Source organism: Schleiferilactobacillus perolens DSM 12744 (assembly GCF_001435585.1).
GTDB classification, from domain to species: domain Bacteria; phylum Bacillota; class Bacilli; order Lactobacillales; family Lactobacillaceae; genus Schleiferilactobacillus; species Schleiferilactobacillus perolens.
Window position 1 is genome coordinate 1 of record NZ_AZEC01000015.1, and the last position, 24,401, is coordinate 24,401.

At 51.3% G+C, this 24,401-nt stretch carries 23 protein-coding genes and 1 other annotated feature; of the genes, 8 read left to right on the top strand and 15 right to left on the bottom strand.

The features are described 5' to 3' along the window. From FD09_RS12845 to FD09_RS12865, 6 genes are all read right to left on the bottom strand, one after another. Window positions 1–646 (bottom strand): SDR family NAD(P)-dependent oxidoreductase (locus FD09_RS12845; protein WP_057822036.1); only part of this gene is annotated, 646 nt, incomplete at its 3' end. Between the two features lie 33 nt (window positions 647–679). After that, a complete protein-coding gene (gene kduI, locus FD09_RS12850; protein WP_057822038.1) occupies window positions 680–1,525 on the bottom strand; it encodes a 5-dehydro-4-deoxy-D-glucuronate isomerase in 846 nt (281 codons plus the stop codon). 239 nt (window positions 1,526–1,764) lie between these two features. Further along, window positions 1,765–1,917, bottom strand: a complete 153-nt coding sequence (locus FD09_RS16795; RefSeq protein ID WP_162261518.1) for a putative metal homeostasis protein — start codon at window positions 1,915–1,917, stop codon at window positions 1,765–1,767. A gap of 86 nt (window positions 1,918–2,003) precedes the next feature. Continuing rightward, window positions 2,004–2,834 carry a DegV family protein gene (locus FD09_RS12855; RefSeq protein WP_057822046.1) on the bottom strand — a complete coding sequence of 277 codons (831 nt, stop codon included), beginning with the start codon at window positions 2,832–2,834 and terminating at the stop codon, window positions 2,004–2,006. Between the two features lie 182 nt (window positions 2,835–3,016). After that, window positions 3,017–3,646: an HAD family hydrolase gene (locus tag FD09_RS12860; protein WP_057822048.1), complete on the bottom strand. Its 630-nt coding sequence runs from the start codon at window positions 3,644–3,646 to the stop codon at window positions 3,017–3,019. Window positions 3,647–3,661: 15 nt separating this feature from the next. Beyond that, a complete protein-coding gene (locus FD09_RS12865; protein WP_057822050.1) occupies window positions 3,662–4,543 on the bottom strand; it encodes a LysR family transcriptional regulator in 882 nt (293 codons plus the stop codon). Window positions 4,544–4,666: 123 nt separating this feature from the next. Here FD09_RS12865 and FD09_RS12870 point away from each other — a divergent pair, with 123 nt between their 5' ends. From FD09_RS12870 to rlmN, 4 genes are all read left to right on the top strand, one after another. Continuing rightward, complete coding sequence (locus FD09_RS12870) at window positions 4,667–6,337, top strand: malolactic enzyme (protein WP_057822053.1); 1,671 nt, start codon at window positions 4,667–4,669, stop codon at window positions 6,335–6,337. A gap of 5 nt (window positions 6,338–6,342) precedes the next feature. Next, a complete protein-coding gene (locus FD09_RS12875) occupies window positions 6,343–7,326 on the top strand; it encodes an AEC family transporter (protein ID WP_057822055.1) in 984 nt (327 codons plus the stop codon). A gap of 135 nt (window positions 7,327–7,461) precedes the next feature. Next, entirely contained in the window at window positions 7,462–7,887 is a 426-nt protein-coding gene (gene ndk, locus FD09_RS12880) for a nucleoside-diphosphate kinase (RefSeq protein ID WP_057822057.1), read from the top strand. Between the two features lie 105 nt (window positions 7,888–7,992). After that, the gene (rlmN, locus tag FD09_RS12885) at window positions 7,993–9,090 is read left to right on the top strand and encodes a dual-specificity RNA methyltransferase RlmN (protein ID WP_057822059.1); all 1,098 of its coding nucleotides are present in this window, start codon (window positions 7,993–7,995) and stop codon (window positions 9,088–9,090) included. Between the two features lie 122 nt (window positions 9,091–9,212). On the opposite strand, the gene FD09_RS12890 is transcribed toward rlmN, so the two are convergent. Further along, entirely contained in the window at window positions 9,213–10,763 is a 1,551-nt protein-coding gene (locus tag FD09_RS12890) for an alpha-galactosidase (RefSeq protein ID WP_162261519.1), read from the bottom strand. 213 nt (window positions 10,764–10,976) lie between these two features. Between FD09_RS12890 and FD09_RS12900 the strand changes: the two genes are divergently transcribed. The 3 genes from FD09_RS12900 to FD09_RS12910 all read left to right on the top strand — a co-directional run bounded on the left by FD09_RS12900 (window position 10,977) and on the right by FD09_RS12910 (window position 14,011). Further along, window positions 10,977–11,945, top strand: a complete 969-nt coding sequence (locus FD09_RS12900; protein ID WP_057822065.1) for a sugar kinase — start codon at window positions 10,977–10,979, stop codon at window positions 11,943–11,945. 74 nt (window positions 11,946–12,019) lie between these two features. Beyond that, entirely contained in the window at window positions 12,020–12,670 is a 651-nt protein-coding gene (locus FD09_RS12905; protein WP_057822067.1) for a bifunctional 2-keto-4-hydroxyglutarate aldolase/2-keto-3-deoxy-6-phosphogluconate aldolase, read from the top strand. Window positions 12,671–12,994: 324 nt separating this feature from the next. Then, window positions 12,995–14,011, top strand: a complete 1,017-nt coding sequence (locus FD09_RS12910; RefSeq protein ID WP_057822069.1) for a tagatose 1,6-diphosphate aldolase — start codon at window positions 12,995–12,997, stop codon at window positions 14,009–14,011. 353 nt (window positions 14,012–14,364) lie between these two features. Here FD09_RS12910 and FD09_RS16375 read toward each other — a convergent pair whose 3' ends face one another. From FD09_RS16375 to FD09_RS12940, 5 genes are all read right to left on the bottom strand, one after another. Further along, window positions 14,365–14,874, bottom strand: coding sequence for a hypothetical protein (locus tag FD09_RS16375; protein ID WP_157053814.1), 510 nt, complete (start codon window positions 14,872–14,874; stop codon window positions 14,365–14,367). A 131-nt stretch (window positions 14,875–15,005) separates the two neighbouring features. Continuing rightward, the gene (locus tag FD09_RS12925; protein ID WP_057822074.1) at window positions 15,006–16,226 is read right to left on the bottom strand and encodes a trans-sulfuration enzyme family protein; all 1,221 of its coding nucleotides are present in this window, start codon (window positions 16,224–16,226) and stop codon (window positions 15,006–15,008) included. Between the two features lie 18 nt (window positions 16,227–16,244). Further along, complete coding sequence (locus FD09_RS12930; RefSeq protein WP_235812296.1) at window positions 16,245–17,462, bottom strand: MalY/PatB family protein; 1,218 nt, start codon at window positions 17,460–17,462, stop codon at window positions 16,245–16,247. 26 nt (window positions 17,463–17,488) lie between these two features. Next, window positions 17,489–18,622 (bottom strand): 5-methyltetrahydropteroyltriglutamate--homocysteine S-methyltransferase, encoded by a 1,134-nt coding sequence (locus FD09_RS12935; RefSeq protein WP_057822076.1) that lies wholly within the window; start codon window positions 18,620–18,622, stop codon window positions 17,489–17,491. Between the two features lie 57 nt (window positions 18,623–18,679). Further along, window positions 18,680–18,955: a binding site (T-box leader), on the bottom strand. Between the two features lie 428 nt (window positions 18,956–19,383). After that, entirely contained in the window at window positions 19,384–20,265 is an 882-nt protein-coding gene (locus FD09_RS12940; RefSeq protein ID WP_057822077.1) for a magnesium transporter CorA family protein, read from the bottom strand. Window positions 20,266–20,399: 134 nt separating this feature from the next. Between FD09_RS12940 and FD09_RS12945 the strand changes: the two genes are divergently transcribed. Continuing rightward, window positions 20,400–21,344 (top strand): hypothetical protein, encoded by a 945-nt coding sequence (locus FD09_RS12945; protein WP_057822080.1) that lies wholly within the window; start codon window positions 20,400–20,402, stop codon window positions 21,342–21,344. Between the two features lie 80 nt (window positions 21,345–21,424). Here FD09_RS12945 and FD09_RS12950 read toward each other — a convergent pair whose 3' ends face one another. From FD09_RS12950 to FD09_RS12960, 3 genes are all read right to left on the bottom strand, one after another. After that, complete coding sequence (locus FD09_RS12950) at window positions 21,425–22,705, bottom strand: MFS transporter (RefSeq protein ID WP_083487923.1); 1,281 nt, start codon at window positions 22,703–22,705, stop codon at window positions 21,425–21,427. Window positions 22,706–22,795: 90 nt separating this feature from the next. Next, the gene (locus tag FD09_RS12955; RefSeq protein ID WP_057822084.1) at window positions 22,796–23,521 is read right to left on the bottom strand and encodes an ABC transporter permease; all 726 of its coding nucleotides are present in this window, start codon (window positions 23,519–23,521) and stop codon (window positions 22,796–22,798) included. Then, a complete protein-coding gene (locus FD09_RS12960) occupies window positions 23,511–24,305 on the bottom strand; it encodes an ABC transporter ATP-binding protein (RefSeq protein WP_057822086.1) in 795 nt (264 codons plus the stop codon). Before FD09_RS12960 ends, FD09_RS12955 begins: the two co-directional genes overlap by 11 nt. Window positions 24,306–24,401 lie beyond the last annotated feature (96 nt).

Here is a 24,401-nt window from a genome sequence, read left to right on the forward strand (position 1 = left end):
TGTTAGCCGTCTTGATGTAGCCCGGGGCAATGGCGTTAACTTGGACATTGTAGGCGCCCATTTCACTGGCAAAGGCCTTAGTCAAGCCAGCCACACCATGTTTACTGGCGGTGTAAGATGGAATGAATTTACCACCTTGGAAGGACAGCATGGAGCCGATGTTGATGATTTTGCCGTGCTTTTGCTTGGCAAAGGCCTTGGAAGCCGACAAGGACATGTGATAAACGGCGGTCAAGTTAATGGCGATGACTTGATCCCAGTCTTTATCCTTCGATTCCAGCAACGGATTGCGCCGGATCATACCGGCGTTGTTGACCAAAATGTCGATGTGCCCCATTTTTTCGATGGCTTCGGCAACGACTTTATCCGTGATGCCAGGTTCGGTCAGGTTCACGTCCATGAATTCGACTTTGCGACCGCGCTTCTCGATCAGGCGGCGGGTATTGTCCCATTCATCCTTGCCGTAAGTAGGGATAAAAATGTCCGCGCCGGCTTCCGCCATGGCGACCGCGTAGCCTTGACCTAAACCAGTATTGCCACCAGTGATCACGGCGACTTTGCCAGTCAGGCTGTATTGGGCCATCTTGAACTGATCCAGTTCTTTTTCGTGTTGGGCAATTTCTTCAGGAGATTGATCTAGTGCCATAATAAAAACTTCCTTTCAAGTGTTGAAGCAGGATTAGCGTAATTCATTCATTGGAATTTGATCCATATCATCATAGGTTTGGTTTTCGCCGCACATCGCCCAGATGAAGGAATAGCTGCTGGTCCCGACACCACAGTGGATGGACCAACTGGGGTTCACGACGGCTTGTTCGGGATTCAAGACAATGTGACGAGTCTCATTGGGCTTGCCCAAGATATGAAATACTCGGGCATTCGGGTCGGTGAAATCAAAGTACATATACGTTTCCATCCGCCGGGCATGGGTATGGGCTGGCATGGTGTTCCAGGAAGAACCGGGTGCCAGCACGGTATAACCCATCTGCAACTGACAAGTATCCATCTGCGAGGCATCGATGTATTTGTAGATCGTCCGCTTGTTCATGTGCGCTTGGTCGCCCATGGGTTTCGCCAAGGCATTTGCAAATGGCAGTTTCTTGTTGGGATAGGTCTTGTGGGCCGGGGTGGAGACCACATAGAACTTGGCAGGATCGCTGGCATCGGCGGAGGCGAAAACGACGTGCTCCGTCCCCATACCGATGTAGTAACCATCCTGCTTCACCATCTCTTCGGTTTGGCCGTTGATTGTGATGCTGCCTTTACCGCCGATGTTGATGACACCCAGTTCCCGGCGCTGCAGGAAGAAATTCACACCGAGTTCCTTGGATAACTTAATCTCCAAGGGTTCTGTGGTGGGCGTGACCCCGCCAAAGATCATGCGATCGTTGTAAGTATAGGTGAGTAAGATGTCCCCTGGATTGAAAATCTTATCCATCAAGAACTCTTCCCGTAACTTGCTGGTGTCATAATGTTGAATATCTTCTGGGGCGTGGGCAAAACGTGTGACCATTGAAAATGACATGCTGATAGACTCCTTTACAGTAAGATTCAGTAACCAAGTGTTTGCTCCGTTAAACACTGTGGTCCGGGTGGGATTGCACACTGTCTAACTGGATTAAACACCCGGGTTGACGCCTTCAGTTTAGCGGCAGTGCGCCGATTTGTTTAATCGTTGGTGAGCGTCAACACTCACCCTGATATAAGCAACTACCGTGCCACAAAAAAAGACATCCCATGGTAGGATGTCCTGAAATTGATTCGTTAGTTTGCTTGTGACTCGTTTTGGTTAGCGTAGCGTAAGTTTTGTTGCGCGCGCTTCGCAGCCTTGATGTTTTTCAAGGCGCGGGCAGCTGTTTTCTCATTGGGGCTGTGCAGTTGCCGGTGGGCGCTGGCCATATCGATTTTTTCTGCCATATCTATTCACCTGATTTCTTTGGATAGAATCTGAATCAGTGAAGAATAGTATAGCACGGAAGCTTACTAAATGTAAGTAAAGGGAATTAGACGTAAATGATCGCGAATCCGTTGGGGCCGACATGGGTCATGATCACTGGGCTAGTGAGACGATTGAGAATATGTAGGTCGGGGCGTTTTTCCCGGAGAATCTTTTCGATTTGATCCGTATCCGTATGACTATCCACATAGGATAGGCCCACATGCTTCACGTGGGTGTCGGCGATAATGGTGTCCACGACGCCTTTGATCATCTTCTGCATCCCTTTTTCACCCCGGGCTTTATGGGCGACGTCTAGTTTGCCCTCGGGCATGGTCAATTCCAGCTTCAGTTTAATCACGGAAGAAATGAACCCGATGGCCCGCTTGGCGCGGCCGCCTTTGGCAAAATAATCGAGACTGTTCACGAAACAGGTGAGGGTGATTTGCTTCATGTAGTCCGTCAATTGGCCGACGATGGCTTTGGCATCCCGCATGGAGTGGGATAATTTAGCCGCCTGCAACACGACAAAGGCCAAGCCTCGGTCAGTTAGACCGCTGTCCAATACGGTCACCGGCACGTCTACTTGATCCGCTGCCATTTGTGCTGCTTGCGCCGTACCGCTAAGTACAGAGCCAATATGGATCGATACGATACTGTCGCCTGGTTGGGCGATGGATTCGTAGGTATGGACGAAAGTCCCCACTGATGGCTGACTGGTCTTTGGAAATTCGTCGTCTTCGGCTAAGTGCCGGGAAAATTCGGCCCGAGTCACATCAACGTTATCCCGGTAGGTTTTACCGTCTAGCGTGACTTGCAAAGGAACCACGGTAATCCGGTTGTCCTTAATCTCTTCAGGGGTCAGTTGGGCAGTGGAATCAGTGACAATATGAATCATGAAAATCCTTCTTTCGGAAAATTCGTAATCTTGAATGTAGAAACCATCTCCCTCTATTCTAGTTGATAAGACCACCTGCCGTCGAGAGTTCTTTTGATATAATAATGGGAACGGATACGGGGGATAATGATGGCAATCAAAAAAGTGTGGCGCCGGTTTTGGCGGGGGAGTGCAATCCGAAATTATGAACGGACCATGGTGAGTAAAGCATCCGGGGAAGCTAATCGGTAATCTGCTGCTGTAAATTGGCCGTCATCATGGGCACCCCATTCAGCTAATGCAAAAGGCAGACCAGCCGCGTGGGCCGCTGCCAAATCTGGAGCGGCATCGCCGATATAAAGGGCCTGGGCGCCTTTGGGGAAATGGGCCAAGGCAGCCTGCAATGGCGCTGGGTCAGGTTTGTGCGTGGTGGTCATATCCGCCGTGATAATCGCATCAAACAGGCCGTGTAAGGCAAACCGATCCAGTTCTTGATCCATTTCCAATTTAATTTTAGCCGTGGCTAAAGCAAGATGAACACCACGATTTTTAAGTGCTGTCAGCGTTTCCCGGACCCCTGGATACACCTGGGCATGGTGCTTCAATTCTGCGGCGTGGCCCACCCAGATATCAAATAGCCGTTTTTGCTCGGCCGGATCACTGGTGAAACGTTGCAGGGCGGTCATCCCAGGAATACCAAGAATAAACAGTAAATCGCTGGCGGGCACCGTCAGCTTTTTTTCGTCGTGTAAAGTTTGCTGCAGGGAGTGCACATAGACGTATTCGGTATCGATCAGTGTCCCGTCCACGTCAAAAATGAGTGTATCGAACATTGGCAAAAACCTCCATTACTTTTGGCTATGGGTCAATAAGTCCGCAAAGGTCGTCAGCAACGGCGTCATCACTTGCTCCGTGCGGTGAACGACTGAAATGGTGAAGCGGGGTTGATCGGTTTGAGCGATGGGAATGGCGACCAACCCGTCCGCCGCTGTGATGGCGATTTGAGTGAGAAAACCAATGCCCACGCCCTGCTTAATCATTTGCTTGACCACCCCCACATCATTGCTGCGATAGACGATATTCGGCCGCACGCCAGCGGTTTGGGTGAACCAACGGAAGGCCCGGGCGTGGACGTACCCTTCATCCAGCACGACAAAGGGTTGATCGGCCAAAGCGGTGAAGGCCAGGGATTTTTGTTGGGCCAACGGATGTCCCGCGGGCACGACGATGCGAAATGGGGCCTGGGCCAATTGGGTGACGGTTAGGCCCGGGGCGCTCAACGGTCCGCTGTGGCCCAACAGTGCAATATCGAGACTGCCGTTTTGGACCATCGTCAGCAGGGTACCCGAACCGCCGCCCTGGGTCATGAGTTGTTCGGTGAGACCCACGGTGACCAGCTTGGCGGCGATTTTTGGAAAATAGTAGTTGCCGATGATCGGCGGCAGGCCGAACCGAATTTTTTCTTCCCGCAAGTGGTCTATTTCTGTGTGGGCGAGGGCCAGTTCCCTGGTGATGGCCTGGGCATGCTGATAAAGCTGGCGGCCGGCGGTGGTGACAGTGAGGCGCGTATGACTGGTATCCCGGTGAATCAAGCGGGCGTCAAACTCATCTTCCAAGCGCTTCAGCGCCAGGGTGATGGTTGGCTGGGTCACCCCGAAGTGGGCTGCGACCTGGGTAAAGTTGCGTAATTCCACTAGTTGGGCAAAATACGCCAAATCCCGTGTATTCAAAATTTCGTCCTCCTCATATAAATAAATTTTATCACAGCCCCAGGGTGTGACAATAACATTTTACCGGGTGTACGGTACTCACTGTTGAAAGCAACAGCACACAGATCGGGAGGGTTTATAAATATGCAATACACAGCAGAGCAATTAATTCACAACCCATTTTTGAATAAAGGCACCGCATTTACCTCAGAAGAACGGAATACGTTAGGCTTAAACGGCATTTTACCGCCAGCAGTCCAAACTTTGGATCAGCAGGTCAAGCAGACATACGCACAATACCAAAGCAAACAGAGTGACCTGGAGAAGCGGATTTTCTTGATGACCATTTTCAACGAAAACCATGTTCTTTTCTACAAACTCTTCAGCGAACATGTCTATGAATTCATGCCAATCGTGTATGATCCGACGATCGCAGACACCATTGAAAATTACAGTGCGTTGTCCACTAACCCGCAAAACGCCACCTACTTGAATATTAACGATCAAGACCATATTGAATCCGCCTTGCGGGCCAGTGCGGATGGCCGCGATATTCGCCTGATCGTGGTGACCGATGGCGAAGGTATTCTGGGTATTGGCGACTGGGGCACCCAGGGCGTCGATATCGCCGTCGGTAAATTGATGGTTTACACGGCCGCCGCTGGGATCGATCCCAGCCAGGTGCTGCCGGTGGTCTTGGATGCCGGGACTAACAATGCCGACTTGTTGAATGATGATTTATACTTAGGCCTGCGTCAGAAGCGGGTCTATGGTGAAGCTTACCATGCCTTCGTCGACAAGTTTGTCGCGACTGCGGAGAAGCTTTTCCCTAAATTGTACCTGCACTTTGAAGACTTCGGCCGCAGCAATGCCGCTGACATCTTGGATCAGTATAAGGACACCATCACCGTCTTCAACGATGATATTCAAGGGACTGGGATCATTGTGTTGGCCGGTATTTTAGGCGCATTGAACATTTCCCATGAAAAGATGACGGACCAAGTCTATATGAGCTTTGGCGCCGGGACTGCCGGTGCCGGGATCGCCAGCCGGATTTACGAAGAATATATCCAGCAAGGCATGGACCCAGAGGAAGCCAAGAAGCACTTCTACTTGGTCGATAAACAAGGGCTGTTGTTCGATGATATGACTGATTTAACACCGCAACAAAAGCCGTTTGCCCGCAAGCGCAGTGAATTTGCCAACGCGGATGAATTGACCAATTTGGCCGCTGCTGTGAAGGCTGTTCATCCCACGGTGTTGGTGGGTACTTCTACCATTCCGGGCAGTTTCACTGAAGATATTGTGAAAGAAATGGCGGCCCACACACCGCGGCCGATCATCTTCCCGTTATCCAACCCGACCAAATTGGCAGAAGCCAAGGCGGCGGATTTGATCAACTGGACAGACGGCAAGGCACTCGTGGCCACTGGTATTCCGGCGGCCCCCGTAGACTTTAACGGAGTGACTTACGATATTGGCCAAGCCAATAACGCGCTGGTTTATCCAGGCTTGGGCTTGGGCACCATTGCCTCTACGGCGAAATTGTTAACAGATGGTATGATTTCTGCGGCTGCGCACAGCTTAGGCGGTATCGTCGACGGCAGTCAACCGGGGGCAGCAGTACTGCCGCCAGTGTCTAAACTGAGTGCCTTCAGCCAAACCGTCGCCATCGCCACAGCGAGGGAAGCCGTAGCAGAAAAACTGAACCAGGAAGCCATTCCCGATGTGGCTAAAGCGGTGGCGGACATGAAGTGGACACCGGCTTATACCAAGCTGCCTGCTGATGTCAAAATTGTAAAGGCGGGTGAGTAAACCTTATGACGGCCCTGTTTACTTCTGTCCAAAGCATCCTGACCATTGTGGTCATCATCGCTTTGGGGTATATTCTGCGTCAAAAGAAATGGTTTGACGACAATTTCGCCGGCACTATTTCTAAGCTATTGATGCAAGTCGCTTTACCGGCTTCCATCTTTACCAGTGTATTGAAGCGGTTGACGCTGGATAAGCTGGTTAGCCTGTCTTCTGGCCTAGTGTATGGGTTTGGCGGCGTCATTCTCGGTTATATCGTGGCCTTCATCCTGGTGGCAGTGCTCAAAGTGCGGCCGGGACGGCGGGGGACATTCATTAACATGTTCGTCAACGCCAATACGATCTTCATCGGGTTGCCGTTGAACATGGCTCTGTTTGGCGATAAAGCCATGGCCTACTTCCTGATGTACTACGTGGTCAATACGGTATCCACCTGGACTTTGGGCGCCTTCCTGATGTCCTGGGATGATCCGACCAAGACTCAAGGGACTGGCGAAAAGAGCAGCTTCAATTGGAAGAAACTCTTACCGCCGCCGCTGCTCGGCTTCTTGGTGGCCTTGGTCTTCATGTTCCTGCCCTTTGACGTGATGAAAGTCAGCTGGCTGAGCTTCGCCATCAACGCTTTGGATTATGTGGGCAGCCTAGTCACCCCGTTGTCCCTGGTATATATTGGGATCATTTTGGCCGACGCTGGTTTGTCCTCCATCCGCTTCGATCGGGATACCGTCGTGGCGCTGATTGGGCGCTTCGCCGTAGCGCCAGCCTTGATCACTCTGCTGATCGTCGGCGGGATGAAGATGGGCTTCAGTATTCCCAGTCTGGAAGCTCAAACGCTAATTGTGCAAGCTTCTGCGCCCGGGTTGGCCGTGTTGCCGATCTTGGCCGATAATGGGCATGGTGATGTGGAATATGCGACGAATGTCGTGACTACCTCCACCGTCCTGTTTGCGGTCGTTGTACCGATCATCATGGTTTTAGTGCAAAATATTTAGTCACTCTGTTAAACGCTCGACTGCCGTTCATTGGTGGTCGAGCGTTTTTTTCAGAAAGCGGCTAATTCACTGTTCCCTATTTTCGGGCATTGCTCGATTTGATACAATGAAGGCGACAATCAAGGAGGCATCTACATGGCAAAGGAACGAAGCTTAGTATTGGTTAAACCGGATGGAGTCGCCAATGGGCATATTGGTGATATTATTAGCCGGATTGAAAAGCGCCGGTATGAAATTGACGCGCTGAAAGTCGTCCGCGCAACCCCAGAAATGATTCGGACGCATTATGCCAAATTGGTGAATGAACCGTTTTATCCCGGGATTGAGAAGTATATGTTATCGGGCCCGATCGTGGCGATGATTGTGTCTGGAACTCGGGTAGTGGAAGTGCTGCACCACATGGCGGGGGCCACTGATCCGGGGGATGCTGAACCGGGGACGATCCGCGGGGACTTTGCCCGGAGTTGGGATACATTGCCGATTCGGAACGTGATTCATACATCGGGTAACGAAGAGAGCGCGGAACGGGAGATTGGGATCTGGTTCCCAGAGGATAAATAAGGATGAAATTAACGCCGGTGTGTTGCTTCTTGCAATGTGCCGGCGTTTCCCGTATGCTGTCAACATACTCAAGTACGTTTCCCGGGATTACGGAGGATTAAAAGGATGAAAGATTCAATTTATGGTTTGACCCAAGAACAATTGCAGGACTGGATGTTGGCGAATGGGCAGAAGAAGTATCGGGCGGCTCAGGTATGGGATTGGCTGTACAGTTCCCGTGTCCAGGCGTTTGCCGAGATGAAGAACTTGCCCGGCGAGTTGATTGCCCAACTCGCAGAGGCCTTTACGTTCAGCCCGTTGACGGTGGTGCAGAAGCAAACGGCCACGGATAAGACCACGAAATGGTTATTCCGCATGGAAGACGGCCTGTTGATTGAAACGGTACTGATGTACATGGAATATGGATTGTCTGTATGTGTGACGACCCAGTCCGGCTGTAACATCGGCTGTACATTTTGTGCCAGCGGGTTGATTCATAAGCAGCGGGATCTGACTGCGGGAGAAATTGTGGCCCAAATCATGCAGGTGCAACATTATTTGGATGAAAATGGCGACGACGAGCGGGTGAGCCATGTGGTGGTCATGGGTATTGGCGAACCCTTCGACAACTTTAACAATGTCATGAACTTCATCCATATCATCAACGACCAGCACGGTTTGGATATTGGCGCCCGCCACATTACCGTGTCCACATCTGGTTTGGCCAATAAGATCCGGGAATTCGCCGATTTGCACATGCAGGTTAACCTGGCCATTTCTCTCCATGCTCCGAACAATGAATTGCGCAGCAGTATCATGCGGATCAACCGCAGCTGGCCGCTGGAGAAGCTCTTTGCGGCGATTGATTATTATACGCAAACGACCAATCGGCGGATCACGTTTGAATACATTATGCTGAACGACGTGAATGATCATCCTAAAGAGGCGCATGAGCTGGTCGAGCTGCTCTCACCTTATAAGAAGCTGGCCTTCGTCAATTTGATTCCGTACAACACCGTGGTGGAACATCCTCAATACAGCCGCAGTACGCCGGAGAACATTGCGAAGTTCCACGATATCGTCTTCAAAGGCGGCATCAACTGTGTGATTCGGAAGGAACACGGCGGCGATATTGATGCGGCTTGTGGTCAATTGCGCAGCAACATGCTGCATAAAAATACGATCGGCGTCCGGGTACCGGTGAAAAAGGTCGCCAACGCCTAAACGAAAAACACTCTGCACAGCAAAATAATGTGCAGAGTGTTTTTTGCTAGATCGTGGTGGCCACATTTGGTCTTCTAGCAGCCTCGATATTGAATCATAAGGAATAAAAGAGTCCGCCGACACTATTTCGCTAACGCAAAGACATTCACAGCATGGGCCGGCAATGTCGTGTGAATCTGGGACTGTTCTTGCCGGTAATTCGTCTGTTGCCACAATTCCGTGACCGGTTGTCCATGGTACTGATAAGGCACACCATGAATCGCGGCCGGTAGTTGTGCCAGATCCAAACTGAAGGATTGTTCGTTATCACTGCGATTAAAAATACAGAGCACGGCCTGGCCGTCTGCCATGTACTTGGCCAGTACGTCAATATTGCTCGTGCCAGGTAACGGTTCAGCCGGCAGATGCGGCGCTTCCTGGTCGATGGCGATGACGGCTTTATTCGTCACAATGCGCAACCAGTCCTGTTCCTTCGGTAAATCCTGATAATGGCGGATATCATTACCTAGGATCAACGGTGCGGCTAAGAAAGCCCACAGTGAAAAATGGGCGATGTTTTCATTCTGCGTTAACGCGCCATTGCCCACTTCCAGCATGTCTGGGTCGGCGTAACTGCCGGGCACAGCATAGGGCAGCATAGCTTTCAATTTGTCATAGCAATCCACCACCGAGGCCCAGTTGTTGCGGATGTCGCCGCTAATGCGGTAGGCGTCCGCAAATTTGGGTGCCCATGTCCAGGGTGCATTACGGCCATGTTCGCAGACCGAGTAAATAAACGGCGTCGTACGGTCACTGCTCTTGGTGGCAGTCTGCAAAGCAGAAGCCATGGTGCGATAGCGTAAAATGGCGTCGCTCTTGCGATCTGTGATGGGGTTCAATAGGGTGAAAGCTGTGATCGGCTGGGCCGCATTGATCTTGATTTGAACGCGGCCAGTGGCACTCCAGCCGCTGGTGGTGGGGAACAACATCGTATGTTCCTGACCGGCAGCATGGACAACCAGCAATTGTCGATTTTCACTCTTGAATTTGTGGTAGATCACAGTGACCACATACTCTCCGGCGGGCAAATTCAGCCCCGTGAACTGGGCCTCACCGCCGCGGGCACTTAAACCAGTAATTGCCGGACTCTCATCAGTAAAATGGGTTAACTGGGCCGCACCGCTCAGTTGCGCATTGGCTGCTGGTAATTCCAAAAAAGTGTTCGTTTCCCGACTGCGAATTTCCAGGCCGACAACCGCCGGTGCCGTACTCAAGAGTTTTTCGTCCGTGGTTAAATCCACCACATGACAATAATCATATTTCAAAAAGTCGGCACCCAAATCAACAAAAGTGCGGGCATCTCGATATTCTGTATCGTAACTGGCGGGCATATCTTCGCAGGTCAGCGGGCCGCAGGAACTATATAAACCCACACGTAGTCCCAGTCGATGAATCCGGTCAATCAATTCCTTGCCGGAGGGGAAACTGCTCAGGTCAAATTGTAAATGACCGTTGTCGTCCCGCGCAGAAGACTGCCAGCAGTCATCCAAATTGACATACTGGTAGCCCGCTGCAGCGAGTCCAGAATCTTTCATGGCCTGGGCCACTTGGTAAATCACATCTTCGTTAATGTTTTGGCGGAAATGATTCCAGGAAGACCAGCCCATGACTGGCGGTAAGGACGTATTTGCCATACTTAAGCCCCTTTCAAGCATTCAAAATAATCATGTAATCACTTCTACCGTAACGGTTCCGTCCGGTATCAGCAACCATTTTGCAGTTGAAAAGCAGAAGTTTCCATATGCGAACCGCAATGTCCTTGACGGCGAATCGCCGGGCGTATATGATTAAGAAGTGACAGATGGGAAACCGGTTTCCTATAAAAACCGAGATTGGAGGACTTTCTTGTGGCAAAGTTGTTGACGATCGGCGAACCGATGGCATTATTTGCGTCGACCCAAGCCAATGTGCCATTGGCCAGTGCCGTGCATTTTGATAAATATATGGCGGGTGCGGAAGTGAATGTGGCAGTGGGGGTGGCGCGCCTTGGTCATACCACTCAATACATTACCCAATTGGGGATGGATCCGTTTGGCACCTTCATCAAGCAGCAATTAGCCGCCAATCAGGTGGGGACCGATTATATTGGAGTGACACCGGATCATTTCACCGGGTTACAGTTAAAGGATCGGGTGACCAACGGTGATCCCGACACTTTCTATTTTCGGCGGGATTCGGCCGCGGCTCATTTCGATCCGCACATTTTGACGTGGATTGATTTTGCGGATGTCCGGCGGGCACATTTGACCGGTATTTTCCCTGCCATCTCTGAACAGGCCCTACAAGTCACCCGACAATTGATAGCGCTCCTTCAACAACACCAGGTGCCCATCACTTTCGACCCGAATTTGCGCCCAGCGCTATGGCCGGATAAGCGCGAGATGGTAACCACGATTAATCAGTTGGCCGCCCAGGCGGATATTATTTTGCCCGGGATCAGTGAGGGCCAACAGCTGATGGGCAGCCGAGACCCGGCGGCGATTGCTGACTTTTACCTGCATCAAAGCGACCGCACCCAGGCCGTGATCGTGAAGCTGGGACCAGCGGGTGCCTATTACCAAACCCGCACTGGCGACCACGGGACTGTGGCTGGGTTTACCGTTGATCATGTGGTCGATACTGTCGGTGCCGGTGACGGCTTTGCTGTGGGCGTGATTGCGGCGTTATTGGATAACCAATCCTTAGCCGCTGCCGCCCAGCGGGGTAATGCTGTGGGGGCCATGGCCGTCCAATCAGCTGGCGATAATACTGGCTATCCCACACCAGCGCAATTGACCGATTTCTTCACTGCCCAAATGGCTCAGCAAAAGGTCTAATATTTTCTTGCCCCGTGTTCTGGGTTAAAATGTGCATGTAAGCAGTTACCAACCAAGAAATGGAGATATTATTAATGCAAAAAGTGGATCGTTTATTACGGTTACAAAAAGCAGGAGTCGTCGCAGTTGTCCGGGCAGAAACACCGGAGAAAGCTGAAAAAATCGCCGATGCCGTGATTGCTGGCGGCGTGACCGCCATTGAATTGACCTTCACTGTGCCCCATGCAGACCAAGTGATTGCCAATCTCAGCAATAAATATGCTGATGATAAGAATGTCGTCATCGGCGCAGGCACCGTCTTAGAACCCGCCACGGCCCGGATTGCCATGATTGCCGGTGCTGAGTTCATCGTCAGCCCCAGCTTCAATCCAGAAACAGCCAAGATTTGTAATCTCTATACCACCCCTTACACCCCCGGCTGCATGACCCCGACAGAAATTCAGGCCGCACTGACTGCGGGCGTGGATCTGGTTAAGTTATTCCCAGGGGCCGTATTACAACCCACGATGGTTAAAGCCGTCTTGGCCCCATTCCCGAACCTCAGCGTCATGCCCACCGGTGGCGTCAACGCTGACAACATGGCCGATTGGTTTGCCGCCGGTGTGACCCTCGTCGGTGCCGGCAGCAACCTTACCGCCCCCGCCAACCACGACGACTTCGCTGGCGTCACTGCCATGGCCAAAGAATACAAAGCCAAACTAGCAGAAATCCGCGCCGGCAAATAATTTAAATGTTTATTTTAGAGTTGAGATAAGCTTCCGAATGTTGTAATAGCTAGTGCCAATGCGGAGCAATCGGAGGAAAAATGAGGGGCTCAAAGCGCCGTCACAGCGTTCCAGCCCCTCATTTTTCCGTAGATTGCGCAGCATTGGCACGGCGGTCGGAAGCTTTTGTCCTAACTCTTTTTGGTGTACAATAAATTCGTATATTGGGTCACATTTTGACCCAGTGGGACATATCCTGTAAGTGGGGGTGCGAAAACTTTCATTTTAGGATATAATGTAATTGGTTTTCTGAAACTCTCAACTATTAATGGAGGCAATGTCTTAATGAGTGTTAAATTGACTGCTGCACAGTTGGATCACTTGCACAAGCTTTCCGACGACAATAATGTCATCTCCGCTTTGGCCATCGACCAACGGGGTTCTTTAAAGAAGATGTTGGCAGCTGCTGCCAACAAGCCCGCTGACGAAACCACAATCGTGGACTTCAAGAAGGCTGTATCTGCTGAACTGACTAAGTATGCCAGTGCAATTCTGTTGGACCCTGAATACGGTCTGCCAGCTAGCAAGGTTCGTGCTCCCCAATCTGGTTTACTTCTTTCTTACGAAAAGACTGGCTACGATGTGACTGAAGCCGGCCGTTTCCCAGATTTGATTGAGAACCAATCTGCTCTGCGGATCAAGGAAGAGGGCGGGGACGCTGTTAAGTTCCTGCTTTACTACGATACAGACGAACCCGATGCGATCAATGATCGTAAGAAGGCTTTCGTTGAACGTGTTGGTGCCGAAGCCAAGGAAAATGGTTTACCGTTATTCTTGGAACTGGTTTCCTACGATGGCAACATGGACAGCGCTTCTGACGCTGCTTTTGCCAAGGTTAAGCCGCACAAGGTTATCGAAATGACCAAGGAATTCAGCAAGCCTCGTTACAACGTTTCTGTATTGAAGCTGGAAGTACCTGTTAATCAGAAGTTTGTTGAAGGCTACACTGATGACGGCGTATCTCCTGTTTACAGCAAGGACGAAGCTGCTAAGTACTACAAGGAACAAAGTGAAGCGACTTCCTTACCATTCATCTTCCTGTCCGCTGGTGTGACCAACGAATTATTCTTGGAAGAATTGAAGTTTGCTAAGCAAGCAGGTTCTACATTTAACGGTGTTCTTTGCGGCCGTGCCACTTGGAAGCCGGGTATTGAACCATTCGCTGCCCAAGGTGAAGAAGCTGGCCAAAAGTGGTTGGAGAACCAAGGTCGTGACAATATCGAACGTTTGAACAAGGTATTGGCTGACACTGCCACTCCTTGGACCAACAAGGTTGAAGAAGAGAACACTGTCAACGCCTAATCGCCTGACAATTCCTTCTTAACGACATAACAAAACAGGCTTTCTGCTACTGGTATTACACCGTGGCGAAAAGCCTGTTTTTGTGTGTTTTTTTAAGATGTGTGCTCTGTCCGACATTGCGATGTAATTAGTGCCAATGCGGAGCAAGCGGAGGTGGTGTGGGGCTCAGCTGTGGAAACCACACAGCGCGCGGTTTTTGCGCGCTGATGTGGTTAGGCGTCTTGAAGACCGCGTATTTTGCGGGCTTCAAGCGCCGTCACAGCTTGCTACGCCTGCGGCTACGCACTTGCTGCGCTTCGCAGCCCCACACCACCGCAGCTTGTGTAGCACTGGCACGGCGTGTGGACCTAAAATTATTGTTCGTACTGCTTAACCAGCTGTACAGAACCGTCAGCCAACACATTATAAGTGGCGATCGTACTCCGGCCGTTATTCTTACCCACTTCAATCTGGTAAGCCGTCTGACCATTTACCTGCACAGTCTTAATAAACGCATAAACCAACGGCGCATCCTTCTGGTACTTCGCCGCCACCGCGTTCTTCAACACCGCAGTCGCCTGATCAGAAGTCGTCACAGAAGTGGCACTGCTTGATGAAGCCGCACTGCTGCTGGATGAAGACGAAGATGTTTGTGACGATGAAGCGGAAGAATCACTGCTTTCACTACTAGACGAGTCGGCACTGCTCACACTTGAACTGCTAGAGCTGCTCTTCTTACTCGCCTTTTTCTTAGTCACTTTTTCGGTTTTCACCTTGCTGCTGGATGATTTACTGGCATTTTTGTTGCCGGAACCACAAGCCCCTAAAGTAAGGAGCAGGGCGAAACTCACCAACGAAAACAAGACTTTTTTACTTCTACGCATAGAATCTTCCTCCTTAAACCGTCTACGAAAAACGGTACCTTACTGCGTTCCTATTATACCAGTGGTTGGCCCAGCACACGAATCGGAGGAGAAATCTTAAAGATTGTGCAAAAAACCAAAGATGGCGGTCATTACTGAATATCGACTTTCTTATCCAGCACCACATCGCTGTTTTGCGCCAACGTCAGGGCCTGGCTGATGTCATGGATAATATCGTCTTTGTTTTCGATCCCCACGGCAAACCGAACCAGGTTGTCATGGACGCCGATTTCTTCCAGTTTGTCCTTCGGGTAGGGTGCATGGGTCATCGTTGTGGGTCGACAGACTAGGGATTCCACGCCGCCTAAGCTGACCGCCAAGTCGACCATTTGCAGCTTTTCAAAGAAGACACCGAGATCCACTCCGGGCTTAACAGAGAAGGAAATGACCGCGCCTGGTCCTTTGGCCTGCTTCTTTTGAATCGCGGCTTCCTCTGGAGAGTACCAGCCTGGATAGAGCACTTGCTGCACAGCAGGGTGTTTTTCCAGAGCGGGAATGACCGCTTTAACATTTTCAATCTGCCGGTCCAGCCGCACGCTCAATGTTCGTACACCGCGCAGCAAGGTGTAACTGTCGAAGGGACTGATGGTTGCTCCTAGCGTATTTTGATAGAAGAAAAGTTCATCGTGCAATGCCTTATCATTCAATGTAATGAAACCGGCACACAGATCGGCATGACCACCGTAGAACTTGGTGGCCGAATAAACTACGACGTCGGCCCCCAATGAGAGCGGCTTTTGCAAGTAGCCAGTCAAAAATGTGTTGTCGACGATCAATAGTGCGCCGTGCTTGTGGGCTAACTTAGCGATCTTGGCAATGTCGTAGACCCGCAACGTGGGATTGGCCGGTGTTTCTAAATAAACCGCCTTGGTATTCGATTTGAAATCGGCGTCAGACAGGGTGCTAAGATCTGTGACGAAATCATAGTCGACCTGTCGCGGACCAAGAATATCTAAGAAAAAGCGGTAGGTACCACCGTAAATATTCGCAGAGCTGATAATGTGATCGCCGGGGTGGAAATGCTCAAAGGTCGTGGCAATGGCGGCCATTCCAGATGAAAAACCCAGAGCATAGCGGGCATGATCAATCCGGGCAACGACCTGTTCAGCCTTTTGCCGCGTCGGATTCTCTGTCCGAATGTATTCATAAGGCCCCGCCGTATTGATGTCTTCCAGGCGGTAGGTGGTACTGAGAAAAATGGGTGCCATAATTGCACCGTATTCATTGTGGCGGGCGGGAGCGCCTTGGACGACTAAAGAATCATCATGTAATGGAAATTGGGGATCAAGGGGTTGTTCATGTTGTTCGCTCATCTTGGAGTTCCTTTCTAACTACAATGCTTGCGGGACAGTTTCTTGCAGCGCGGTCACAATCTGGTGGGCCGCTCGGGCGACCAACTGCGGATCAGTGGCCAGGTTCAAACGAATGAAGGTGGGCGTCTGAGGCGAGAACCAAGCTCCATAATCCACGGCCAGATGGCAATGATTTTGAACGAAATCTTTGATTTTGTCTGCGGGGATATAACTGCCTAAATCCACATACAATAAATATGTGCCCTCCAGCGGCTGCAAGTGAATCTGCGGTGCACCATGGTGTAAAATATGACGCACCTGACTATCGTTGTAACGAATAATGGCGATGATCTGATCCAGCCACGGTGTCCCCTGCCGGTAAGCCGCTTCACCAGCGACCACGCCCAACAGACTAGGCTCGGTCTGGTGGATTGTCTTGATAAAATCATCGTAGTCCTTACGCCATGCGGAATTGGGGATGATGACATGGGAGTGCAATAACGTGGCGAGGTTGAAAGTCTTCGACGGGGCGTTGAGAACGATCACGTGGTCTTGGAAGCGGCCGTTGGCGACGGACAATACCGAGGTGAAGGGCGTATCCCCAATTTCAAAGTCTTCGTGGATTTCGTCCGAAACGACTGGAATGCCGGCGTCCACTAATGGGGTCAAGACGGCTTCCAGTTCCTCTGGCTGCCATACCCGACCGACAGGATTATGGGGTGAGCACCAAATCGCTAACTTCGGCTTCCTGTCTCGGATAATCGTATGCAGTGCTTCGTGATCAACCTGCCATCCTTGAGGCGTATTCAGCAAGTTGCAAGAAATGAGTTCGCGGTGAGTGTCGGTCACGGCATTGGCGAAGGAATAATACACAGGTTGGAAAATCAGGACCGGATCCCCCGGCTTCGTCAGCCAGTTCACCATGGCGTACAAGGAATTCACGACCCCGTTATCAAACCGCAGCCATTCCGGCTTGACGGTGATCCCATGCCGGTCCTGTTGCCAATGGATGAAGGCTTCCTTGTAGCTGTCGGGAATGAAGGAATAACCAAAGACTCCCTCCTGTACCCGGGCGATTAGAGCATCCCGCACCGGCTGGGCGGTTTTGAACTCCATATCCGCCACCCACAACGGCAGTAGATCGGGATTGCCAAACCGTTCCTGTAAAGCGTCCCATTTCAACGTGTTCGTGTGATGGCGATCCACCAGATGGGACTTGATGAATGCCTTATTTTCCGTCGTCAATGTGTTTGCCAAGAGAACTCATCCCTTTCTCAAATCGATTATTCTGCGTCGGACCAAGTATCCTGGGCGGTTTTGGCGACCAAGGCAAGCTTGGCCCATTGATCGGCTGCGCTCAGCGCATTACCTTCCTCGGTGGAGGCAAAACCGCATTGGGTGGAGAGGCAAAGGTCAGCTAGTGGGACAAACTCGTTGGCTTTCTTAATCCGTGCCCGCAAACCAGATTCGTCTTCCAGAGCCGGCCGTTTGCTGGTGACTAGGCCTAGCACGATCCGCTGATGACGGCCATTAGCACTGATCTTGGCCAATGGTTCAAAGCCGCCGGAGCGTTCGTCGTCATATTCCAGGAAGAAACCGTCAATGTTCAACTGGGCTAGATAATCGGCCACGGGATCGTAAGCGCCGGCACCGGCCCACTGGGACTTATAGTTGCCGCGGCAAATGTGCATCGTGATGGTTAAGTCCTTGGGCTTGTCCGCCACAATGGCATTGATTACTCGGACTGCTTCTTTGGCTTGCACTGCCCATTCCGGCTGCAACACCTTTTCATGGGCGTTATGGGCAAAAGAAGCCCACATTCCCCAGGCGGTATCATCCAATTGTAAGTAGCGACAGCCAAGGTCGTAGAAATGTTGAAGCGTGTGTTGATATGTGGGAATCAATGCATCGTAAAAGTCCTGTACGTCATCATAATAGTCATTAATAATGTGAGCCGGTTCACTGGGAAAGAACACTGACGGACTGGGAATGGTTTGCTTGGCGGTGATGCCCTCGGGAACGATACTTTGCAGGTACTTGAACCCGGCGAAGAAAGGATGATCTGGATTGTAAGCCAAGGGGGCATTGACCCGTACGCCGCCGGCACGGGATTCACCGCCGGAGAAGGCCCAGCCGTCTGTGGGGGTGAAGAATTCAGTACCCTTTAGACCGGCGTAGAAATCCAGGTGCCACCACGACCGGCGAAATTCACCATCGGTCACATCCTTGAAGCCTAGTGCCACTTGCTGGTCAACGATTTTTTTGATTTCTTCGTCTGCCACTTGAGTCAAGGCGGCCCGATCAATCTTGTGGGCGGCAAAATCTGCACGGGCTTGGTGCAGCCGGGCCGGCCGCAACAGACTGCCGACTAAATCGTAACGGTAAGGGAAAACAGTTTTGGTTAATGTACTTGGCATCAAAAATCGCTCCTTCATGTATGCAGGTATAAAAAAAGACGTCCCTGAAAAAATATTTTCAAGGACGTCTTGCTGTGGGCAAACGCGGTACCACCTAAATTCGCATGACGCTCACACGTCATGCCTCACCGAGTGCGATCCAAATTGTAACCTTAGTACAACCGGGATGATACTCCGACGCGATAATGGGCGCACCCACCGGCACTTAGCATATGGGCTCAGTGCCGGTAAAGCTCAAAGACCATGTTCGCAGCGTTAGTATTACCGGTTTGCACCCCCCACCGGCTCTCTGAGAATACCGCGTGCCACTACTCATCTTTTCACAGCAGTTTTTCGTATTTGTTTTATTGGTATTGACTATAGAGCGAAAAAAAGGGCGTGTCAAGAGGGAGAGGGCGGAGCCGACCGGTTAGAAGCGGCGTCAGAAGGGAGGGCAGGCAGAAAACTCGGTTTTAGGTTTTTTGCCTGCCCTCCCTTCTGACATAGCTTCTGGTCGGCGCAGCCCGTTTACGGAGACTTACGGTAAAGAGTCCCCTTCAGCCGTGCCACTGCTGCACAATCTCCGGCTGAAATGGGCTGGAACGCTGTGACGGCGGTTTGAGCCCGCTGAGGAACGCGGTCTCAAACACGCCTAACGTCATCAGTGGCCAAAATCGGGCCACTGTGACGTTTCCACAGCTGAGCCCATTTCAGCCTCCGATTGCTCCGCAGTGGCACTAGTTTAGTGGATACACAAATGTATCGGCGTCCATCAAAAATAGTCATTTGATCCACTGGTGCAAAATGATCCCCATAATCAACCACAAAATACCTGTAATCCCCAGAGTGATTACCCACCCCATGGGGCTGTGCTGGGCGGGAAGGGCGACGTTCATGCCGTAGAAGCCGGTGACGATGGTGGGAACTGTGAGCAGGAGGGACCAGACCGTCATGAACTTCATGGTGTCGTTTAGGTTGTTGTTCAAGATATTGTTATACGTATCGGTGAGGTGTTCCAGAGTTTCAGCACTGACCTGCGCCATGCCGAGCACCTGGTCGGCCTCGATGATCACATCGGCTAATTGTTCCTGTTCAGATGTGGAGAATTCTTGGCGGTGGGCGTACGCTTGTTGTAGGACGATGGTGTTTTGTTTCGCGGCTCGGGCCAGGTAATTGGCCCGCAAGGTCAGGTCGGAAAGATGGAGCAGTGCCTTCTTATTCGTGCGTTCATGCAGGCGCGCAGCGATTCTGCGCCGGTCAGCGTCCAGTTGGCGCAACATCGGACTGAACCGATCGGTGAGCGGCACTAGGCATGCAAATAGTGCCTTGAAGGGCGTCGCATCCGCCAGACTGGTTAAGATGGTGCGCAGGCGTTTGGTCAAATGCGCAGTGGCTTTCGTGGTGATCACCAGCAGATGGCCATTTTTGATCAAGAAGGTTAATGGCGCATCGGGTTGATCGTCTTTCGGTTCGGACCGTAAGACGTTATAAATCAGTAGAAATGTTTCCGTGGAATTGTCATACTCCACGTGGGGCTGCTCATCTGCGTCCAACGCGTAGCCCATGGCCTCATTGCTGATACCGTATGTCCGCTGGGCGTTAATCACGGCCAGCGGATCGCGGCCATCGATGATCGCCCAAAATTGTCTTTTATCATGTACCATACCCAAACCCCTCCATATTCCTCACTTAAAATAATACCAGACCTGTTAGCAACTTGGTGCAAATTGGTGTCAATACGGTTTAGTAAGCGTATGATTAACATATTAGAATAGTCGATGAATGGAGCAATTTCTTTATGCGATTGGAATCACTGGGACAACGACACGATGCACAGATTGCCAAACAATGGGCGGTGAGTTTGATCAATCACCGCAGTGAGAAACTGGCTACCCAAAATGAAACAGCAGTCCGCGACCGATATGCCGGATTGACCTGGTTGGACTACCAAACGGTTCCGGTCTCCCATGCCCATGGCCAGGTGGGCACGGAACAAAAACAGTTTATCCAAGTCCAGGCGGCAGTCCAGGCACTCGGGTTGAATCCGCGGCATTGGGTGATTGCCAAGGTGGAAACAGATACCCGCTGGCTCATGGCCAATCCTTATTTGGCCCTCTCTTTTGGTACAGAATTTCACATCCGCGCCAACGCGGTCACGATCGATCATTTTTATTTTCCCGTGCAGGGCGCTGATGATTTACCACGGCGGGCACTGGCGGGTGACTTATTAGAAGCCATCATGTTGTCGCCCCTGGGGACAGATGCTGCGGTGGTACCCGCGATCAGTACGGATGCTCCGATCTTTCCCGAGGCACTGGTGCACTTGTTAACCTTAAATCAGCTCATGACGCTGGAGATCTCTGATGCGACTGGTGCGCGCTATATTAATACATTAAGTGCCGTGGCGCCGCGAGTGGGATTTATTCCGGTGGAACAAACTCTAGATTTTACGCCGTTGGCGGAAGCCGTTAAAGCACGGGCCGGTCGCGGCAAACGGGCGAAGGTGATTGCGGGATTATTGACGGCAGCCGGTTTGCACACTGCAGATTGGTTAGTCCGGAAGAGCCGCAGTACATACACTTGGCAGTTGTTTAATCCATACATTGGCCGGCATGTGACCGTGGTTTTAGACCGCGGCGATATCCCCCGGATATATAAATATCAAGTGTTGAACGGTAAACGGCAGATGACCGATGTGACCACGCATTACTTGTTGGAGGCGGCACTGTTGGCGCCGTTTTGAGATAAACGACACAAAAATGGCGTTCTCGCTAAATTGAGAACGCCATTTTTCAGTATTCAGAAATTAATTAATCGTTGCGGTTAAGCGACTTCGTCTTCATCTGCACGGCGCATCTTCAGCGTCCGCAGTGCCGGGATGGATAACATGACCGCGAAGCTTAACAGATACAGGACAGCCAGGAAGCCCATCGTGGTGATCAGGTTGTAATGATCCATTAGGAAACCGATCACGACGGAGGAGAAGCCACCGATGGCCCGACCGACATTGACAATCAGATTGTTGGCCGTGGCCCGAATGTGGGTGGGGTAGAGGCGCGAGATGATCGCACCGTAACCACCAAACATACCGTTAGAGAAGAAGCCCAGTACCGCACCAGCAAGGATCAAAGTGATTTCGTTCATGGCAAATGTGATTAAGAAAACCGATGCGGCAGAACCCAACAGGAAGATGGTGTACGCCACCCGCGGTCCCAAGTAGTCCAAGATGCTGCCGAAAGTCATCATGCCAATGGACATACCGACGATGGTGGCGATCATCCAGATGGAAGAACCAGAGACGGTAATTCCCAGTTGTTTCTGCATGATTGTTGGTAACCAGTTCATTAAACCGAAGTAACCAGCAATCTGTACGACGACCATAAACATTAAAGCGATGGTTTGGTATGACTGCTTCTTGCTGGTGAACAGTTGGCCCAAGCTGATCTTCTTCTTGCCTTCAGCAGTGTGCTGACTTTCGAGGAAGACTGGGCTTTCCTGCAGGTGTTCCCGGACGATGAACGCCAGGGCAACTGGGATTAAGCCGACCAAGAAGAGGGCGTTCCAACCGAAGTTGGGGATGATCAATGACGCCATCACTGCCGCAAAGATTGCCCCGATTTGGCCGCCGATCGCGGCAATACTGGTCATTCGACCGACGTGTTGTTTCTTAAAGTTCTCTGCGATCAAGGTAATTCCCACACCGTATTCACCACCGGCACCGATCCCGGCAATGAAACGCAGAATGTAAATCGCCCAAATACTTTTAGCAAAGAACATGGCCGCCGTGGCAAAGGCAAAAATAAGGATCGTATGCGAGAAGGTCTTCACCCGGCCGATACGATCCCCTAATAACCCGAAAAGCACTCCGCCCACTAACATACCAATGTTGGTGATCGAAGAAATGAGCCCTGCTTCAGCGCCACTGATATGCAACGACGCGATGATTGGTGCCAGGGCAAAAGATAAGAACATGACATCCATATTTTCCAAAGCAAAACCCGCACTTGTCGAAACGATGGTCCGTTTCTGATTGCGGGTTAAACTTGTACTCTTAGTGTTGTATGATTCCACGGTATTGGCCTCCAAATGCATGCTCACTGACATGCGTTATTTATTGGCGCACTGCTTACGCAGATTGCTTGACATTGATTGTGTCACAGATTGGGAGCTGGCGCAAGGCCAATTTTCAGAAATTCAATCCATTTTCCGCCGTTGTTGATTGAGCAAGGCTATCCCAGCTACGACGGCCGCATATCCGAGCTGGATCAAAAAAAAGGTGAGCGCTCGTCCATTTGTCAGTGACCGAAATTCCGTCAGGCTGTTCAATGTATCCCCAATGGGCGGCAACAACCAACTGACCCAGCGCCACCAGGAATAGTCCGCGGCGATGGTCGGCGTCACATAACCGCACACCAGCACGAAGATGACCAGCAAAACGCTCAAATACCGATTGGCGATAAGGTGCCGGTTGAACAAGTTGGCAATGGCCATTCCGGGCAAGGCGGCGCCCCACATTAGGAAAAATGCCAGCAAGAAGTGATAGCCTGACAGTTTCTCAAAAAAGAATGTCGATTCTAGCACCCACCGACCGATTGGAAAAAGGAGACCGATGAGGCTGAAGAGTCCCGCTACCAAAATGAAGAAGAGCCATTTAACCCAATATACCGACCACCAGGAGCGCGTGTGCACCACTGCAATACTCAACGCGGTGTCGCTGACGATACTGTTGACTGCGTAAGCCACCCAGGCCATGAGCAAAACCAAGACCATCGCATTCGCGCCAATGGCCGAGGCGAAATATTGGGGACCGATGGCAAAGTTTGTGGTGAGAAAAATGAACCACAAAAGCAGCGGTAAAACTAAGTAAATGCTCTGCAGGTAGCGGTGAGCATAGAAAAGCAGGATTCCTTTAATGCGCATGCCGCACCTCCTGGATGGTATAGCCGCGGTGAATCAATGTGGTTAAAACATTATCGTGTTCGCCAGCCGGTACCGTGAGTTCGGCGGCGGGCCAATCCGCTGGCAGCGGCTGCGCGGCTGTTGTCGGCGCGTACCGGATGATGTAGATGTCAGCCCGGGGCGGCGCTGTTTCCACCGATAGAGTGCCCTCGTTTAACCGATACACCGTGGTTCCTAATTGCTGAATCACGCCCGGTTCGTGGGCGATAGTGACTAGTGCACCGCCAGTGTCGCGAAAATGTTGCAAATACTGAATGATCACCGGGCGGGCATCCTTGTCGATGCCCGACAACGGTTCATCCAGCAGCAATAATTGCGGATGACCGAGCAAAGATTGGATCAGAGCCGTTTTTTGCCGGTTACCTTTAGATAAATGCCGAATTGGCGTATGTAGATATGGGGTGAGCAAGAATGTGTCTGCGAGGGCGGCAATTTGCGGTTGCGTGATAGCGGGAGCCAAGCCGCTCATCATGCCGCATTCCGTGAGCCACGCTTGCGCAGTGATGACTTCCGGGGACAGGCTGTCCGGACACCAGCCCCACGATAATGCGGGCGCAAAGGTGACCGTACCGCGGCGGGGGCGTAACAGGCCGGCAATGATCCGCACCAGCGTTGATTTACCGGAGCCGTTAGTGCCAGTGAGAATCACGGATTCGCCGGGGTGAACGACGAAGGAGACATCCTGCAGCAATGGGCGTTTATTGAATTGGTGAGCAATGTGGGAAACGGTCAGGATGGGCGACATGGCAGAGCCTCTTTTCTTGGGTATGTTTATCATAGCATGCAAAAAAAAAGCAACCAACCATCTTTCAGCATACTCTTAAAGAGTATGATATAATTA

Coding starts and splice junctions, on each gene's coding strand:
- FD09_RS12855 (WP_057822046.1), bottom strand. CDS start 2,834: ATGATTCATATTGTCACTGATTCCACTGCCCAACTGACCCCTGAAGAG.
- FD09_RS12945 (WP_057822080.1), top strand. CDS start 20,400: ATGCGATTGGAATCACTGGGACAACGACACGATGCACAGATTGCCAAA.
- FD09_RS12960 (WP_057822086.1), bottom strand. CDS start 24,305: ATGTCGCCCATCCTGACCGTTTCCCACATTGCTCACCAATTCAATAAA.
- FD09_RS12905 (WP_057822067.1), top strand. CDS start 12,020: ATGCAAAAAGTGGATCGTTTATTACGGTTACAAAAAGCAGGAGTCGTC.
- FD09_RS12870 (WP_057822053.1), top strand. CDS start 4,667: ATGCAATACACAGCAGAGCAATTAATTCACAACCCATTTTTGAATAAA.
- kduI (WP_057822038.1), bottom strand. CDS start 1,525: ATGTCATTTTCAATGGTCACACGTTTTGCCCACGCCCCAGAAGATATT.
- FD09_RS12910 (WP_057822069.1), top strand. CDS start 12,995: ATGAGTGTTAAATTGACTGCTGCACAGTTGGATCACTTGCACAAGCTT.
- FD09_RS12935 (WP_057822076.1), bottom strand. CDS start 18,622: ATGCCAAGTACATTAACCAAAACTGTTTTCCCTTACCGTTACGATTTA.
- FD09_RS16795 (WP_162261518.1), bottom strand. CDS start 1,917: ATGGCAGAAAAAATCGATATGGCCAGCGCCCACCGGCAACTGCACAGC.
- FD09_RS16375 (WP_157053814.1), bottom strand. CDS start 14,874: ATGCGTAGAAGTAAAAAAGTCTTGTTTTCGTTGGTGAGTTTCGCCCTG.
- ndk (WP_057822057.1), top strand. CDS start 7,462: ATGGCAAAGGAACGAAGCTTAGTATTGGTTAAACCGGATGGAGTCGCC.
- FD09_RS12875 (WP_057822055.1), top strand. CDS start 6,343: ATGACGGCCCTGTTTACTTCTGTCCAAAGCATCCTGACCATTGTGGTC.
- FD09_RS12890 (WP_162261519.1), bottom strand. CDS start 10,763: ATGGCAAATACGTCCTTACCGCCAGTCATGGGCTGGTCTTCCTGGAAT.
- rlmN (WP_057822059.1), top strand. CDS start 7,993: ATGAAAGATTCAATTTATGGTTTGACCCAAGAACAATTGCAGGACTGG.
- FD09_RS12955 (WP_057822084.1), bottom strand. CDS start 23,521: ATGCGCATTAAAGGAATCCTGCTTTTCTATGCTCACCGCTACCTGCAG.
- FD09_RS12860 (WP_057822048.1), bottom strand. CDS start 3,646: ATGTTCGATACACTCATTTTTGACGTGGACGGGACACTGATCGATACC.
- FD09_RS12950 (WP_083487923.1), bottom strand. CDS start 22,705: ATGTCAGTGAGCATGCATTTGGAGGCCAATACCGTGGAATCATACAAC.
- FD09_RS12925 (WP_057822074.1), bottom strand. CDS start 16,226: ATGAGCGAACAACATGAACAACCCCTTGATCCCCAATTTCCATTACAT.
- FD09_RS12940 (WP_057822077.1), bottom strand. CDS start 20,265: ATGGTACATGATAAAAGACAATTTTGGGCGATCATCGATGGCCGCGAT.